At 71.1% G+C, this 16,663-nt stretch carries 10 protein-coding genes; 5 read left to right on the forward strand and 5 right to left on the reverse strand.

Annotated elements, in window-relative coordinates; translation table 11 throughout:
- Positions 1 to 6: 6 nt before the first annotated feature.
- From WME95_RS28725 to WME95_RS28735, 3 genes are read right to left on the reverse strand one after another with little or no spacing between them, the layout of a single operon-like run.
- Positions 7 to 1,542, reverse strand: a complete 1,536-nt coding sequence (locus WME95_RS28725) for a sensor histidine kinase (protein WP_437902552.1) — start codon at positions 1,540 to 1,542, stop codon at positions 7 to 9.
- Positions 1,539 to 2,447 carry a hypothetical protein gene (locus tag WME95_RS28730; protein WP_437902553.1) on the reverse strand — a complete coding sequence of 303 codons (909 nt, stop codon included), beginning with the start codon at positions 2,445 to 2,447 and terminating at the stop codon, positions 1,539 to 1,541. Before WME95_RS28730 ends, WME95_RS28725 begins: the two co-directional genes overlap by 4 nt.
- A complete protein-coding gene (locus tag WME95_RS28735) occupies positions 2,444 to 3,175 on the reverse strand; it encodes a sensor histidine kinase (RefSeq protein WP_437902554.1) in 732 nt (243 codons plus the stop codon). Before WME95_RS28735 ends, WME95_RS28730 begins: the two co-directional genes overlap by 4 nt.
- A gap of 948 nt (positions 3,176 to 4,123) precedes the next feature.
- Between WME95_RS28735 and WME95_RS28740 the strand changes: the two genes are divergently transcribed.
- Together WME95_RS28740 and WME95_RS28745 are read left to right on the forward strand one after the other, a co-directional pair.
- Entirely contained in the window at positions 4,124 to 5,197 is a 1,074-nt protein-coding gene (locus WME95_RS28740) for a GDSL-type esterase/lipase family protein (protein WP_437902555.1), read from the forward strand.
- 642 nt (positions 5,198 to 5,839) lie between these two features.
- Entirely contained in the window at positions 5,840 to 6,670 is an 831-nt protein-coding gene (locus tag WME95_RS28745; protein ID WP_437902556.1) for a hypothetical protein, read from the forward strand.
- Positions 6,671 to 6,939: 269 nt separating this feature from the next.
- On the opposite strand, the gene WME95_RS28750 is transcribed toward WME95_RS28745, so the two are convergent.
- Entirely contained in the window at positions 6,940 to 7,149 is a 210-nt protein-coding gene (locus WME95_RS28750) for a hypothetical protein (RefSeq protein ID WP_437902557.1), read from the reverse strand.
- A gap of 1,419 nt (positions 7,150 to 8,568) precedes the next feature.
- Here WME95_RS28750 and WME95_RS28755 point away from each other — a divergent pair.
- Together WME95_RS28755 and WME95_RS28760 are read left to right on the forward strand one after the other, a co-directional pair.
- Positions 8,569 to 9,444, forward strand: coding sequence for a hypothetical protein (locus WME95_RS28755; RefSeq protein ID WP_437902558.1), 876 nt, complete (start codon positions 8,569 to 8,571; stop codon positions 9,442 to 9,444).
- A gap of 714 nt (positions 9,445 to 10,158) precedes the next feature.
- Positions 10,159 to 10,704, forward strand: a complete 546-nt coding sequence (locus WME95_RS28760; protein WP_437902559.1) for a hypothetical protein — start codon at positions 10,159 to 10,161, stop codon at positions 10,702 to 10,704.
- A 176-nt stretch (positions 10,705 to 10,880) separates the two neighbouring features.
- Here the strand turns inward: WME95_RS28760 and WME95_RS28765 are convergent, their stop codons facing one another.
- Positions 10,881 to 11,735, reverse strand: coding sequence for a hypothetical protein (locus tag WME95_RS28765; protein WP_437902560.1), 855 nt, complete (start codon positions 11,733 to 11,735; stop codon positions 10,881 to 10,883).
- A gap of 571 nt (positions 11,736 to 12,306) precedes the next feature.
- Between WME95_RS28765 and WME95_RS28770 the strand changes: the two genes are divergently transcribed.
- Positions 12,307 to 16,536, forward strand: coding sequence for a TOMM system kinase/cyclase fusion protein (locus WME95_RS28770; protein ID WP_437902561.1), 4,230 nt, complete (start codon positions 12,307 to 12,309; stop codon positions 16,534 to 16,536).
- The last annotated feature ends 127 nt before the right edge of the window (positions 16,537 to 16,663 follow it).

Consider the following 16,663-nt stretch of genomic DNA (forward strand, 5'->3'; position numbering starts at 1 on the left):
CCCCCGTCATACGCCCTGAGTTCCGGTCGGCGTCAGCGCTGGCTCGGCGGCCTCGGGCTCCTCGCGCACCGGCAGCCGCACGACGAAGGTCGTGCCGTTGCCGAGCGCGCTCGTCGCCTCGATCGTGCCGCCGTGCCGCTCCACGATCCCGGCGCTGATCGCCAGGCCGAGGCCCGTCCCCTTCAGCTTGGTGCTGAACAGCGGCTCGAAGATCCGCGCGAGCGTCTCCTCGGAGATGCCCGTCCCGTCGTCGGCGACCGAGAGCGTCACCCCGTCGCCCGTCCGCTCCGCGGCGATGCGCACGCGCCCCTCGCGCTCGGCCGGGATCGCCTCGGCCGCGTTCTGGATCAGGTTCACGAGCACCTGCCGGAACTGGTCCTTGTCGATCTCCACGACAGGGAGCGTGTCCGGCACGTCGTTGTCGACGCGCACGCGCGGCGGGATCTCGACGACCGAGATGGCGTCGTCCACGAGGGGCCTCAGCGCGCACGCCGCGAAGCGCGGCCGCCGCTCGCGCGCGAAGTCGAGCAGGTTGCCGATGATCTTGGCGCACGCGGCGAGCTCCTTCTCGATGATCGAGAGGAACTGCGCCACGCGGGGCTCCGCGCCGAGCTCGGTCCCTGCGATGCGCTTCTTGAGGTAATGGTTCGCGTTCCGGACGGCGCCCAGCGGGTTCCTCAGGTCGTGCCCGACGCTCGCCGCGAGCTGCCCCACCGCCGCGAGCTTCTCCATGCGCATCCTGGCCTCCTGGGCGTCGCGGAGGCTGGAGGCCATCTCGTTGAACGCCGCGCTCATGCGACCGAACTCGTGCTCATCGAGCACCGAGAGGCGCAGCCCGAGATCCCCCTGGGCGATCCGCCGGGAGCCGTCGAGCAGCGCGTTGAAGCCGCGGTCCACCGAGCGGAGGAGCCGCCCGAGCAGCACGACGAGGACGAGCAGCGCGCCGCCGGTCGCCGCCGCGCCGAGCAACGCCACCCGCGCCCGGAGGTGGCGCTCGTCGTCGAGGATCCTGGCCACGTCGCGCTCCGCGTCGTGCACGGCCGCGCCGAGGTGCGGGAGGAACCCCGCCTTGTACTCGCGGTCGGAGAGCCGCACGAACATCTCGTGTCGCTCGTTCGTGCGCTCGCGCTCGACGTGGGTCGTGGCCGCCACGCCTTCGACGATCCGCGCAAAGCTCTCTCGCATGAAGTGGATGTGCTCGATCTCCTCCGTCGATTCCTCGTCGCTCTCCCTGATCTCCTCGTCGGCGATCATCGCCCTCTTGCGCGCCTCGATGGCGTCGAGATCGCGCGCCGTGGCCTCGGCCGCGCTCGTGAGCTCCTCGCTGACGCTGCCGTGGAGCACCGACTTGACCGCCTCGTTCATGTAGCGGCTGGCGTGGCTGGCGAGGGTGACGTGCAGCTTCAGGTCCTCGTAGGACGTCTCGGCGCGCCGCTGAAAGACGAGCATCTCCGCGATGGCGAAGTAGAAGGCGCCGCCGGCGACGAGGACCGCCGCGAGCGCGACGCCGAAGATGGCGGCCAGTGTGGCTCGAATGCTCATGGGGAGCGGCTCCTGCTTGCGTGCTTCACGTGGTCGTCGCCGTCGCCCGCGAGCTCGATCTCCCTCGTGACGAGGAGCATGAGCCCGGCGTCGGGGGCCTCCCCCGCGAGGCCGAGCTCGAGCGCGGCGCCGAGCTCCAGGCCGGGCGCCGGGTGCCAGAGCACGCCGGGCGCGAGGAGCAGCGACGGCGTGTCTTCGATCTCGGCGGCGAGCTCGAGGGTCGGCACCACGTCGCCGAGCGGCAGGATCAAGCCCAGCGAGGCGCCGGGGCTGAGCTCGATGTCCTCGCGCGCGTCGCTCCCGGCGGCCGGGAGCCGGATCTCGGCCGACGCGGAGATGCCCACGTGCACGCGCCCGATCGCCTTGTCGAGGCTCACGAACGGCTCCAGCGCGTAACCCGGCGCGCCGAGCTCGCGCGCGCCGGCGGGGAACCCGGCCCCGAGCCCCGCGGACAGCGCGAGCCCGAGCCCCCGCTCGTTGACGAGGTTGTACAGGGCCTCCAGCTCGACAGAGCCGAGCCCGGCCACGACGCCGCTGTCCTGGCGCGCGAGCTCCAGGGGGAGCTCTCCCCCGAGCTGCAGGCGATCGGTGATCCCGAGCTCCAGCAGCAGCGGGATGCGGAAGCCGACCTGGCGCCCGTCGCGTTCCCACCTCGGCGCGCTCGTGATCTGCAGCTCCAGCGCCTCCTGCGGAAAGGCCGTCTCGCCGAGGAACAGCTCCTCGATCGGCGGCCGCGCCGCCTCGTCCTCTGCCTCCGTCCGCTCCGGCTCCGCGGGCGCGGCCGCCGTCGACGCGACCAGGAGCGAGACCAGCGAGGCCCGGGGGCGCGCCCGCCGCGCGGAGGGCCCGGCCGCTGGCTCCCGGGCCGCCGGCGCGCGCCCTGCGGGCGGACGGCCCACGCTCACGGCGCCGGCTCCGATCCGGCGTCGCGGAGCACCGGCGCGGCGGCAAGCGGCAGCGCGATGACGACCGACGAGCCGTGCGCCCGAGGCTCGACGGCGAGCGACCCGCTGTAGCGACGGGCGACCCGCCTCGCGATGTTCAGCCCCAGGCCGGAGTGCCCCGGCTTGGTCGTGGTGAACGGCCGCAGGATCGCCTCGCCGTCCGCCTCGCAGGGGACAATCGCCGCGTCCGTGACCTCGATGCAGTACCGCGCGGCGCTCGAGGTGCCCCGAACCGTGACCACGCCGTCCTCGGGCGTCGACACCACGGCGCTCTCGATCAGGCACCGCACCGCGACGGCGAGCTCGATCGGGTCCGCCTCGACCTCGCCGTCCTGAGCCGAGAGGACGATGCGGGCCCCGGACGCGCCGATGCGCGCGCACGCCGCCGCGCGGCGCACGCAGCCCGCCGCGCTCACGCACACGCTCCTGCGGGTGAAGAGCCTCGCGGCGTCGACCGACTCCTCGAGCCGCGCGCTCGCCGCGACCACCTCCTCGTCGATGATCCCGAAGAACTCCTCGATCCTCGGATCCGCCGTGTAGGCCGCGTCGCGCGCGACCTTCCGCTTGATGTAGAACGACGCATTCCGGACGATCGCAAAGCGGTTGCGCAGGTCGTGACGCAGGACGGACAGGATCTCGTCCGCGACCGCGGCCTGCTCCGCCGCACCCAGGGGATCCCAGCTGTTCATGCTGATCCTCGCTCCTCGGCCCTCGCGCGCGGCGCGGCTCGCCCGTCGCCGCCAGCGAGGAGCACTCGAACCCTTCTCTGCACCATCGAGCCGACGCCGCCGTCGCCTCGACCGTGGGAGAGCCTGGAATGAGTTCTTAAAGACACTGACACAAGCGCCGTCCCCCTGGGGCCATCGCGCGCCCGAGCCTCGCGCCGCTGCCTCGCGGGCGCACAGGAGCACGCCTGGCCGATCCGTGCCATTGGTCACGTTTGCACGTCTGCACGTCTGCACGTCTGGTGCGACGCCACCCCTCAACCAGCGTCACCCTTGATAAACATACGTGACAAAGTTTGTGTCAGTCAACGGCATAGTAATGCCCTCCACAGCACATCTCCGTTCAACGGATTTCCGTCCACCTTCCGCCCTCATGCTCCTTGCGCTCCGCTGCCCTGCCCTGCCCTGCATCACCGTGATTGCCTCGGTCGCCAAGCCAGCTGGCCAATCCGTCGCCGGACATCGCCGTGTGTCGTGAACGAACCGCCGCGCGTCTCCTCTCCACGGGCGTGGCGTCGGTGCGCTGGGTGGACAGGCGGGCGCGCTCGCGCCGGGCGCTCGCGTCGACCTCGATTCTGCCACCGCTTCAGATTTGCGATGGGTGTGCACCGGAGCGCATCCCGGCACGCAGATCCGAAAAAAAACGCCTGTCCGTGATTGGTTGGGAGCCGTTCCCGACACAGTGACGCGAGCCGTGCTCGCCCCCCGTCATCCCCGCCGCTCGCCTCGCCGGCGTTGCCTTGCCGCTCGCGGCGCGCCCTGCGCCCGCAGCGGCGCGCGCCCGTCGTGCCGCCGGCCTGGCACCTCGACCGAGCGTGCCCTGGCGGCCTGCGGGACCGGGAGGCGAAGGGCCAGCGCCATCCGGCGTGGATGGGCTGATGCTCGTGTCGTGACTGGAGGAAAGGCATGTTCATGGACTGGAACGTTCGATCGGCCGTGCGCGCGCGCGGCCGGATGCTTGCCCGGGTGTGCTGTCTCGCGCTGCTCACCGCCGCCTGCTCCCCTGATCCGGAGGCGGCCGCGGGCAGCGCCGGCGGAGGCGGGGGGACGGGCGGCGCCGGCGGGAGCTCCCAACCGGAAGGGAGCAGCTCGAGCGCGAGCGCGGGCAGCACCGCGATCTCGGCCGGCTCCACGGGCGGCGCGGGGGCCGGGGGCGACGCGCCCGCCGGCTCGGGAGGCTCGGCGGGATCTGCAGGTGGGCCGAGCGGCAGCGGCGGCGCGGGCGACGGCGGCGCGGGCGGCGCGGGGCCGCTGCAGGACATCACGATCTGGATCGCGGGGGACTCCACGGTCGCCAACGGACAGACCCCCTGCCCGGCGGGCTGGGGCGGCCAGCTCGCGGCGCTCTTCGACGACCGGGTCACCGTGGTGAACAGCGCCGTCGGCGGCCGCAGCGTGCGCACGTGGCTCTACAACGTGCAGACCACCATGGATAGCGCGGGCGAGTGCGAGCTCGCGCGCGACGCGAGCGGCGAGCCCGTGCTGCAGGCCAGGTGGGTCCAGATGCTCGACGGCATGAAGCGGGGCGATACCCTGTTCATCCAGTTCGGCATCAACGACGGCTCGCGCACGTGCGATCGGCACGTGGGGCTCGACGCCTTCAAGTCGAGCTACGGGATGATGGCCCGCGCCGCGGAGGAGCGAGGCGCCCAGCCCGTGTTCGTGACCCCCGTGAGCGCGATCTCCTGCAACGGGAGCACGGCCCGGGGGACGCGCGGCGGCTACGTGACCGCGACCCACGAGGCGGGCAAGGAGTACGGCGTGCCGGTCATCGACCTGCACGAGCTCAGCATTGCGCTTTACAACACCCTGGGCTTCTGCCCTGTCCCCGGGGGCGACGTGAGCGCGACGACAAGCGGCCCCGTAGGCGAGTTCTTCTGCGATGATCACACGCACTTCTCGCGCTCCGGCGCGGAGCAGATCGCGAAGGTCATGGCCGGCGCCGTCCGCGATCAGAAGCTCGGCCTGGCCGCGTACCTCGAGTGATCCGCGCCGGCGCGCGCCGGCCAGAGCCGCGCCGTGCTCGCGGCGCGGGCCCCCTCGGAACCTGACGAATCCCCTCCTTCTGTTGTTGGCACTTCAGCGAGAAAAAGAAATTGAACAGGGAGGCGGGGAGACGGGGAGATTCATGGGATTTCACTCCCCGTCTCCCCGCCTCCCTGTGAATTTCTCCGAAAAATTCGCGGGGATGATTCAGCCTGTGTATCGCCGGAAGTAAAGGCTGCTACGGGCGTTTGGAGCCCTGCGGGAGCTTGGCGCCGCTCGCTCAGGTCGTGAAGTCGTTTGCCGGTACGCGCGTCGAAGACGCTGGCGACGGAGTCTACGCCGTAGGTCGCGACGATCGCACCGTCGGCGTTCACGGTCGCGAAGGAGAACTTCCTCGTCGCCTTCACTCCGAGCTTCCACGAGAGGCGCCGAAGACCTGTCGGATCATCGAACGGAATCCTATTCGGCTCCGTTGCCTTTCAGCGCTCCATCGGTCGTCATTCTCGGACGTGCGAGCCGGCCCGCGCACATGGGGTGACCATCGGGTCTGGACAGGCGTCGATGTCGCGGCCGAGCCCACCGCGATCGAGGATCAAGCGGCATTCGGGCGACCTGCTACCGGTCCGGCCGCGGATCGAGTACTTGATCTCGGTGACGCGCCATCTGCTCGGCCTCTCCGCGCTGCTCTCCGGTCTTGTCCTCGCCGGATGCAATGCGATCTCGGGTATCGGCAGCCTGACCTTCGACGGCGTCGGCGCGAGCGGAGGAGGCGGCGCCCCGCCTGGCGATGGGGGTGGCGGCTCGGGCGGCGACGGCGGTGAGGCGGGCGGCGACGGTGAGGCGGGCGGCGGCGGTGAGGCGGGCGGCGCGGGCGGCGGCGGCGAGTGCGACGGGGAGCCGTGCCCGATGCCGACAGGCGTCGACGTCGTGGCGCAGACCTACACCGAGCTGCGCGGCAGCCCCGGTACGGCCACCCCTGCCATGGACCGGTGCCCGGAGAGCCAGGTGCTCCTCGGGTTTCGAGGGTCCCTGGGACCGCTGGGGGAGTCGCTCATCCATGCCAAGATCCAGGCGCAGTGCGGCCACCTGGAGCTCACGGGAGACGGCCCGTACACCATCACCATGATGCCCGGCGACGTGACCCCTTTCCAGGGCAGCGAGGGCACCGAACCCTGGGAGATGGTGTGCCCGGAGAACGAGGTTGTGGTGGGCTTCAGCGGTTCGTCTGGCAGGTACCTCGATCTCCTCTTCATCGCTTGTGCGCCGCTCCTCGTGACGGGACCTCCCGACGATCTCCGCGTCGAGCTCGGCCCCGTCACGTGGCCGGACGGCGTGGGCGGCGACGGCGGCGGCGAGTTCCCGGACACCTTCTGCGGTGCAGACCAGGTCGCGAACCTCGTTCAGACCGTCGTCGAGGGCGGAGCCATCGGCGCCTTCGGCTTGGGCTGCACGACGCCCTCGCTCACGTACTGAACCGCCCGCGCCTGCGCCGGGGGCGCGCTCGCCGCGGTGCGTGCTCGCCCGCTGCGCGCTCGCCCGGGGGCGCCCGCACCCGAGGCCTCGGCGCCGAGGGCCCGAAGGGGTGCAGGCGCGGCATGGTGAGCTACGACCTCGGCACCTTCGAGCAGCACGCGATCTACCTCGCGGGGCGGATGAACGTCGATTTCTCCTCGGCCGTCCTCCGGGGGGCCATCGCGATTGCAGGGCTTTCGTTCATCTTTTACTTACGCGCGCGGGCACTATCAGCGCGCCCGACGGGTGTCCGAGGCGTCCATGCCGCTCGCGCCCAGCTCGGAGACGCGCGTGCGCAGGTGCTCCTGTCCCATCTGCGCGGGCGGGGGCCTGAAGCGCCTCACAAACCTCGCCGCCGCCCCGAGGCAGTGGTCCTGCGTGCCGGGCGCGTAGCCCGCCAGCGTCAGATCTCGCCGCATCCGTTCGCGGATCTTGCCCATCGTCGCTCTCCTGGTCGGCGACGCCCACCGCGGGCGCCGCTGACGGACAGGAGCCCCGACCCGCCGCACGCTACGCCGAGGCGCCAAGACCGCAGGGATCACCCTCGCGGAGCGGTTCGCTCAACGAGGCTCTGGACGTTACCCTGTCCCGGCGAGACTTTCGCGCGGGAGAGGTCGCCGGCTGAACGCGGACGGTCTGGGCGGCAACCAAAGGTCATGCACAAGTGGAGATCGGCACCCATTCTCGTATGTGCCGCCGTTGCTGCGGCACTCATGATCTCATGCAGGGGGAGTAACGGCAGCGGTGGCGCTGGTGGCGGTGGAGCACCCCCCTTGCCGCCATCGTCTAGCTCCGGGGAAGCGTCGTCGGCGTCGAGCGGCGCTAGCGGCGGCGGCGATGCGAGCGGCGGCGCTTCGTCCGCCTCGTCGACCGCGAGCGGGACGGGCGGCGCTGGCGGCGCCGGGGGCGGTGCGAGCGGCGGCAGCGATGCGAGCGGCGGCGCTTCGTCCGCCTCGTCGACCGCGAGCGGGACGGGCGGAGCTGGCGGCGCCGGGGGCGGTGCTAGCGGCGGCGGCGGCGATGCGAGCGGCGGCGCTTCGTCCGCCTCGTCGACCGCGAGCGGGACGGGCGGAGCTGGCGGCGCCGGGGGCGGTCCTCTGACTTGTGGCGCGTGCGGGCCCGGGAGGACGCTGTGCAACATGTCCTGGAGGGCCCTAGGGACATGCGAGTCCGTCGACGACCCCTCGTCGGGGTGCGGGGCGTGCTCGCCATGCCCCTCTCGCCCGGGCGCCCTCGTCGCGTGCAATGACGGCGCCTGTGACCTCGGCGCTTGCTTGCCCGGCTCCGTCGATTGCGATCTGGACCCGACGAACGGCTGCGAGGCGACCCCGAGCGTCGATCCAATGAACTGTGGATCGTGCGGCCATGCGTGCGCGCCGGGCGAGAGATGCCTGGGTGGAACCTGCATCACGACGTGCGGCCCACCCTACGCGATCTGCGATGGCGCATGCACGGACACCCAGACGGACGTCCGCGCCTGCGGCGGCTGCAACCAACCGTGTGCCGCGCCGCCGGACGGACAGTCCGTCGCGTGCGTAGGTGGCGGATGCGTCTATTCGCCGATCCCCTGTCCCGCAGGGCTGACGGCGTGCAACGGCAAATGCGTCGACCTCATGACGAGCCGAAATCACTGTGGCGCTTGCAACGCGGTCTGCCGGAACTCATTGAATGTGATCGCGGTGTGCAACGCCGGGCTGTGCGAGCAATGCCCGCCCGGCGCCAACGATTGCGGCAGCTGCGTGGATCTGCGCCGCACAACGTACGCGTGCGGGGCGTGCGATACCTCTTGTGCCTCCGGCGATACCTGCCTCGACGGCGGTTGTGTGCCCCGGAGCGCGCTGAGGATCGTCGATGCGCCGGTGAGGGACTTCGTCGTCAACGGTGGATACGTGTACTTCCTCAACGCGAGCGATGGAACGGTCAATCGCGTGCCTGCCGGCGGAGGCGCCATCACCCCGCTCGCCGCCTTCGAGGAGGGCCTGGACAGTCTCGACATCGACGCGACCAACCTTGTCTGGACGAGCACGGTCTCAGGAACGTATTACGTGAAGGTCATGCCCAAGACCGGTGGTACCGTGACCGTCATCGCCTCAGGCGCCAGCGTCCCCAATAGGTGCGATGTCGTCACCGATGGAATGAACGCGTACTTTATTGTAAACTATCGCATCCTCGCAGCACCTCTCGCGGGAGGAGCCACGACGGAGGTCTATGCGTCGCCGATCGAGTTACTTTGGGGGACGTCTGAGTGGCGCGCGCCTCTGGACGACCTCGTGCAGAATACGACCAACCTCTTTTTCCACGCGGCCGGCTTCGACACTCCTGGAATGGACCTCTCGCGGCCAAAACCCGTCACGCCGTCACCGCTCCCTTTCTTCCGCGGGGGGCGCCGGAAAGCGGCGACGGACACAGATAGCGTCCAGATACGGAGTACCATTGGGTCCCCCGGCGCGCTCGAGCATCACTCGATCGCTGGTCCGACGATGTATCCCTCGTTGCTCTGGCCCGCGTCGGACATAGCCGACCACGTCGCGGTGTCAAACCCCGTGATCGATGGGCAGGACATCTTCTTCGTTGGCACTCGCGGCATCGAGCGCATGCCGTTCTGTGGCGCCCGGGCGCCGGAGGTGATCGTACCGTCGATATCAGGAACCCTCGCCGTCGACAGCAGTCACGTGTACTGGAGCCCCGGCACAGGGATTTATCGCGCTCCGAAGGGCACTCCTCTATCTCCTTGACGCCCGGCCTCGGCATCCCGACCGAGCCCGCCGCCCATCGCGAGGGCCAGATGCCCGTCGTTCGACGCGGCGTGAGCTTCTCGGCCTCGTCCCCCTCCGCGTGCCCGCGCGTGCCGCCCGCGCGCGTGCCGAAAGCCCATCGCCGGCGACTCGGCAGGCTCGTCGCACGTTCACTTGCGCAAGTGATGCAACGGGGCGCCCGAGGGCTCGTCACGACGCGTCCCTTGAACGGCTTGACGCAGGCGAACGTTCTACGGTTTCCCAACCCGGCGTAGCCGGAACCAAAGGGGACTGAGCGAAGCCACGAGACGATGTGGTACTGTCGGGCGCACACAGCCAGCGCTGTAGGCAAATCAAGCCGGATCGCAGCGCGAGGAAGTGTAGCGCGGCAGAGCGAAAGGGCGGGACCGCGAGCGTCGTGATGGCTCGGTCCTGGGTCGAAAGAGCGTGGTCCGGGCGGCGCCGAGCGCGCTACGAGGCGCATCGGCGTGCCGTGGGCACACGTGTCCGTCCGGGCGTTGGTCTGGCCCGGGAGGCGCGTCGCGAGACGCTATGCGGCGTCACCGGGCACCTTGCGGCGCAGAACGGTGCTCTTCCAGTACGGCGGCCGCCGCGTCGGCGCTGGGAGAGCGTGCTGGAACATCGATCGGCTCGCCGAGCGGCGGCGGCGCGTGCGACGGAGAGCCGTGCCCGGCGCCGACAGGCGTCGACGTCGTGGAGCAGACCTACACCGAGCTGCGCGGCAGCCCCGGTACGGCCACCCCTGCCATGGACCGGTGCCCGGAGAGCCAGGTGCTCCTCGGGTTTCGAGGGTCCCTGGGACCGCTGGGGGAGTCGCTCATCCATGCCAAGATCCAGGCGCAGTGCGGCCACCTGGAGCTCACGGGAGACGGCCCGTACACCATCACCATGATGCCCGGCGACGTGACCCCTTTCCAGGGCAGCGAGGGCACCGAGCCCTGGGAGATGGTGTGCGCGGAGAACGAGGTTGTGGTGGGCTTCAGCGGCTGGTCTGGCAGGTACATCGATGTTCTCTTCATCGCTTGTGCGCCGCTCCTCGTGACGGGTCCTCCCGGCGATCTCCGCGTCGAGCTCGGCCCCGTCACGTGGCCGGACGGCGTGGGCGGCGACGGCGGCAGCGAGTTCCCCGACACCTTCTGCGGTGCAGACCAGGTCGCGAACCTCGTTCAGACCGTCGTCGAGGGCGGAGCCATCGGCGCCTTCGGCCTGGGCTGCACGACGCCCTCGCTCACGTACTGACCCGCCCGCGCTTGCGCCGGGGGCGCGCTCGCCGCGGTGCGTGCTCGCCGGATCCATGTTCACCGCGACAGTCCCGTCGGCGAAGGCGCGCCTCCGCGAGAGCCGCACCAGGCCGTCCTGCTGCGGCTCGAAGAATCCGACGGATCGCAACGGTTCGCTTCCGCGGAGTCGCTCCGTCAGAACCCGATGTCCTCGCGGATGGCGACCACGATCTTGCAGTGGTTCACGAGATCGTCCGTCGTCTTGACCTCGGTCGTGTAGTTGAGACCGTACGGCCAGAAGTGCTGCGTGTCCGCGTGCACGACGTCGCTCTCGTTGCCCGTGATGGCCCTGAGCTGGCGCGTCGCCGCCTCGCCCGTGAAGACGCCGTCCACCACCAGCGCGCCGAACTCGCGGCTGCCGACCCCCAGGGTGTGACCGATCTCGTGCATCGCGGTGATGTAGTTCATGGAGCTCGTCGCGCCGAACCGGATGGCCCCATTGACGTTGCCGTCGGCCGTCGCGACCGACGGCACGTAGGACACCGACAGGCGCTTCTCGATGCTCGTTTGACAGTTGTAGTACGACAGCGCCTCATCCATGGCGCTCGTGATCTTGTCGTACGCAGACTGCTGCTCCGCCGTCGGCGAGGCGACCTTCGCGAGCGTGTAGGTGATCCCCCCCGTTCCCGGGCAGCCCGTGCCCGCGCCGCCCGTGTCTGCGCCACCCGCGCCGCCGTCGCCCGCGCCGCCGGTGCCCGCTTCGCCCGCGCCCGCGCCGCCGTCACCCGCGCCGCCCGTGCCGGCGCCGCCGGTGCCCGCTTCGCCCGCGCCCGCGCCGCCGCTCCCCGAGGCGCTGCCGCCCGTTCCACCGTCTCCGCCTCCGCCGGTCGCACCGCTCCCCGAGGTCTGTCCGCCGGAAGCCGCCGCGCCGCCGCTCCCGCTGGCGACGCTGCCGGCGTCCGCGGGGCTGTCACCCGAGCCCCCGCACGCGACCGGACCAGCCGCCGCGAGCGCGAGCAAAACGATGTGGGTCGCCAGTTGCCTCAGCATGTTTCGTGCTCCTTCCACAAAGGATTGAAAAGCATTGAATCGTCGCTCACCGCACAAGGAACGCTCCCGGCTCCCGCGCGCGTCGAGCGCCGACGAAGTCCGCGTCACCGCCCTCTCACCGGCCGTGCCAGAGGTCAACTCGCCGCTGTTCACCACGACTCGCTCGGTCGCCGCGACAGCAGCCACGATAAAAGATTGTAGCTGGATCGAACACGCAGGCGGAGCTCGGCCGCCGCCCCGCGAGAGTCGAGCCCGCGCACGCCTGCCCGGCTCCCTGAAGCCGATTCCCGCGGAACCGGCACGGAGCCGACCGGGCACGAGCGTCTTCCGGGGTTTCTTCGCGGAAGGCGCCGGAACCCGCTCGGCATCGACGGACGTCGAACGAGGTCCACCCTATATGAACCAACGTGAGCAGCGAGGTCGGCCGTGGACAAGGTGTGCTGACGAGATCGACAGCCGCTCTGTCCAGACGCTTCATCGATGAGGCGGGACGACCGGCGCAGCGCGCCGCCCCTTCCGGATCACGCCCGCTCCCCCGGTCGCGCCGGGCCGCCCGGCGAAGGGAGATGGGATGAGCCACAGCGCCATCGCCACGGGCGCCGTGTTCCAGGAGCGCTACGAGATCGTCTCCGCGCTGCGCGAGAGCGGCTTCGCCGACGTCTACAAGGGGCGTCAGCTCGCCACCGGACAGGCCGTGGCCATCAAGGTCATGCACCCGATCCGGGGCAGCAAGTCCGCCGACGTCGCGCGGCGCTGCGCCCGCTTCCACCAGGAGGCGCGGTTCTGCGCGCAGCTCCACCACCCCAACATCGTCCGGCTCATCGACGCCGGACAGACGGACGACGGCACCCTCTACACCATCTTCGAGTTCGTGCCCGGCCAGAACCTGGCGGAGGTGCTGGCCAGCGAGATCGCCCTCGATCCGCGCGAGGCGCGGTACCTGATGCTCCAGGTCCTCGACGCCCTCGGCTGCGCCCACGGGCAGAACGTCGTCCACCGCGACCTCAAGCCCAGCAACATCATGATCGTCTCGACCGGCGCGCGGCGAAACGCGCTGGTGCTCGACTTCGGCATCGGCGCGGTCATCGCCGGGGCCATGGAGGGCGTGGATCCCAAGCTCACCCCGAGCAACGAGATCCTCTGCACGCCGGCCTACGCGGCGCCGGAGCAGCTCCTCGGACAGCCGGTGAGCGTGCGTTCGGACCTGTACGCCTGGGGGCTCGTCTTCCTCGAGTGCCTCACCGGCAAGCCGTCGATCACCGGCAGATCGCTGCAAGAGGTGCTCTTCCGGCAGGCCAGCCCCGAGCCGATCCCGATCCCCCCGGCGCTCCTCGGGCACCCGCTCGGCGCCCTGCTCCGGCGCGCGACCCTCAAGGACATGGCCGCGCGCGTCGTCACGGCCTCGAGCCTGCTGCGCGAGCTCGAGGCCTGCGACGTGGATACGCTGAGCCGCGAGGACCTCGTCGAGGCCGCGCGAGCGCCGCGCTCGCCGCCGGCCCCGACCCGAGGCGCGGAGGACGCGAGCCCGTGGCGCCGCGTCGCGAGCGAGACGGCGCCGCTCGACGCGCCCTCGGGGGAGCCCCGGGCGCTGCCGAGCGACCATGCGGCGGCCGAGACGATGCCGTCTCCGGCCACGCCCCGACGCGTGGACGCGCCGGCCCCGCCGGGGCCAGAGGGACCGGCGCTGGAGCGACCCGACGGCGAGCGGCGGCCCCTCACCGTCGTCTGCTGCACCTTCACGGCCTCGGGCCCGGGGCTGAAGACCACCGACGTCGAGGAGATCGACGATGTGCTCGACGAGCAACAGGACGCCTGCGCCGAGATCGCCCGCCGCCACCGGGGGCGCTTCGCGGGCGCGCTGGGGGATCAGGTCCTCTTGCACTTCGGCTATCCCTCCGCGCAGGAGGACGACGCCCGGCGCGCCGCCCGCGCGGCGCTGGAGGTCGTGGCGGACGTGAAGGCGCGCAGCGCGCAGCTCACGGCGGCGCGGGGCGTGGCCCTCGAGGTCAGGATCGGGCTCCACACAGGCCTCGTGGTCGCCGGCCAGCTCCATCGGTACACACAGCACCTCGGGACGACACCGCAGATCGCGGCCCGGCTGAGCGCGGCCGCGGCGCCGGGCACGGTCGTGGTCAGTGGCGAGACCTTCAGGCTCCTCCGGAGCCGGTTCGCGCTCGAGCCGATGGCGCCGCCCGATCTCTCGTCCGTCGCGCGCCCGCTGGCGATCTACCGCATGGGGCAGGAGATCCCTCCCCCGGCCCAGGACCAGGACATCGCCGGCCGAGACACCGAGCCGCTGATCGGGAGGAGCCAGGAGCTCGATCTCTTGCTCCAGCGCTGGGGCCAGGTCCGGCAGGGCATCGGGCAGAGCATCCTCGTCACCGGCGGCCCCGGGATCGGCAAGTCGCGCCTCACCGGGGAGCTCGCCCGGCGGCTCCGCGGCGAGCGGCACAGCTGCCTGGAGTGCCGCTGCGTGCCCGATCAGCGGAGCAGCGCGCTCTACCCGTTGATCGAGCTCCTGGAGCGGTTGATCGAGACGGGCCGGGACGACGCGCCGGGGCGCCGGCTCGCCCGGCTCGAGGCGCTCCTCTCGCGCCGCGGCTTCGACCTTTCGGAGATGGTGCCGCTGCTGGCGGCGCTGCTGTCGATCCCCCTGGACGGGCGCTACGCCGCCCCGCTGGACCCGCCGCCGCGGCAGAAGGAGCGGACGCTCAACGTGCTCGTGACGATGCTCTTCGACATGGCCGAGGAGCAGCCCGTCCTGTTCATGGTCGAGGACCTGCAGTGGGCCGATCCGACGACCCTCGAGTGGCTGGCCGTGATGATCGCCGACGTGCCCTCGGCGCGGCTGATGGCGGTCTTCACGGCGCGGCCCGAGTTCTCGCCGCCCTGGTCGATGTCGAGCATGCTCCAGATCCAGCTGAGCCGCCTGGATCGATCGGACGTCGAGCACCTGGTGGCGCGCCTCGCCGGCGGCCGCGCCCTGCCTGGGCCCGTGCTCGCGCAGGTGGTCGACCGGACCGACGGCGTCCCGCTGTACGTCGAGGAGCTGACGCGGATGGTGCTCGAGTCCGGGGCGCTCGTGGAGGAGGGGGACCACTACCGCGTCGCCGAGCCGCTCTCGGCGCTCGCGATCCCCACGACGCTGCGGGGCCTCCTGGTGGCGCGCCTCGACAGGCTCGGCAGGGCCAAGGAGACGGCCCGCATCGCCGCGGCGCTCGGCCGGGAGTTCTGCCAGGACGTGCTCTGCGCCGTGTCCGCGCTCGACGGGGAGCAGGTCCAGGAGGACCTCGAGCGGCTGATGGCCGCGGATCTCATCCACAGGAAGCGGCGGCTGAACAACCCGACGTACCAGTTCAAGCACGTGCTCATCCGGGACGCGGCCTACGAGTCGCTCTCGAAGCGGAGCCGGCGAAAGGTGCACGCGATCATCGCCCGGACGCTCGAGGCGCGCTTCCCCGAGATCGTCGCGGCGCGGCCCAACCTGCTCGCGCACCACCACGCGGCGGCCGAGCAGCTGGAGCGGGCGATCGCGTACGCGGAGATCGCGGCGGAGCGCGCGCTGAAGCGGCCCGCGAACGCCGACGACACCGAGGCGATCGTCCACGTGACGCAGGCGCTCGGCTGGCTGTCGGCCATCGCGGACGCGCGGGAGCGCGCGCTGGCGGAGCTGCGCCTGAACAGCCTGCTGATCCTGGCGCTCGTGGGCCGGCGCGGGGACATGCCGAGGGAGCTCGAGGCGGCGGTCCACCGCTGCGAGGAGCTGAGCGACGAGCTCGGGGAGAGCGAGATCACCGCGCCAACGCTGCGGGCGATATTCTGGTACCACCACATGCGGAGCCATCGCGGTGAGGCGCGGGCGATGGTGGAGCGGCTCCTCGGCATGGCCAGGCGATCGCACGACACCGGCGAGCTGGTCTCGTCGATGGTCCTGCTCGGACAATGCTTGTATATCGAAGGAAAGCTCGCAGAGGCTCGCCAGCATCTCGACCGAGGCATCGCGCTCTACGACGCTCCGGCACATCGAGAGCACGCTTTCCTCTATAGCGTCGATGTCAAGGTCTGGGGGCTGTACACGCTCTCGATGGCGCTCTATCTGATGGGCTTTCCGGCGCAAGCGCTGGCCCACGGGCAGGCCGCGGTGGCTTGGGCGCGCGAGCTCGACCACCCGAACAGCCTCGGGATGGCGCTGGTCCACCTGGCCGGCGTCTACCACTACGGCCGAGAACGGGAGCAGGTCGCCGCGATGATCGACGCCCTCCTCGAGCTGACAGAGCATCATCAGCTCTGGGTCACGGCCCACTGCTGGGCTCTGCGCTGCTGGACGCAGCGCGACCTCGAGCAACTGAGGCAGCACGTCGAGACGATCCGGGACACCGGCCAGCAGGTCGGCCTACCGTACTGGCTCTCCCTCGTGGCGGAGCTCGAGGCCGAGCGCGGGCAGCACGACGCCGCGGTGGAGCAGCTCACGGGCTGCTTGCTGCTCGCCGAGGAATCGGGGGACGCGTATTACGTCGCGGAGCTCTACCGCTTGAAGGCGCTGTCTCTCCGCGCCCTGGGCGCCAGCGCCGAGCAGGAGAGCGAGCAGTGCTTGCGGCGATCGATCGCCGTCGCGCGTGAGCAGGGTGCGAGGACGTTCGAGCTGCGCTCGACGCTGGCGCTCTGCCAGATGCTCGTGCAGCAGGACCGGCGCGACGAGGCGCGCCCCCTGCTCAGGCAGATCACCGATTGGCCTGTGGAGTGCGCCGATCTTCCCGAATTTGCCGAGGCGCGAGCGCTGCTCCAGGAGGTGACGGGTTGATCTGCCGCGGCGGTACCTCCGTCACGTTCATCGCGTTTGCGTTGAGTTGCATTGGATGCGCGAAGGGCTCGACGGCGCGCGGCGCCGGTTCAATGAGTTCCATATCCCATGCCAGTGCCTGCGGCGC

The organism is Sorangium sp. So ce327, from assembly GCF_051530205.1.
GTDB classification, from domain to species: Bacteria; Myxococcota_A; Polyangia; order Polyangiales; family Polyangiaceae; genus Sorangium; species Sorangium cellulosum_B.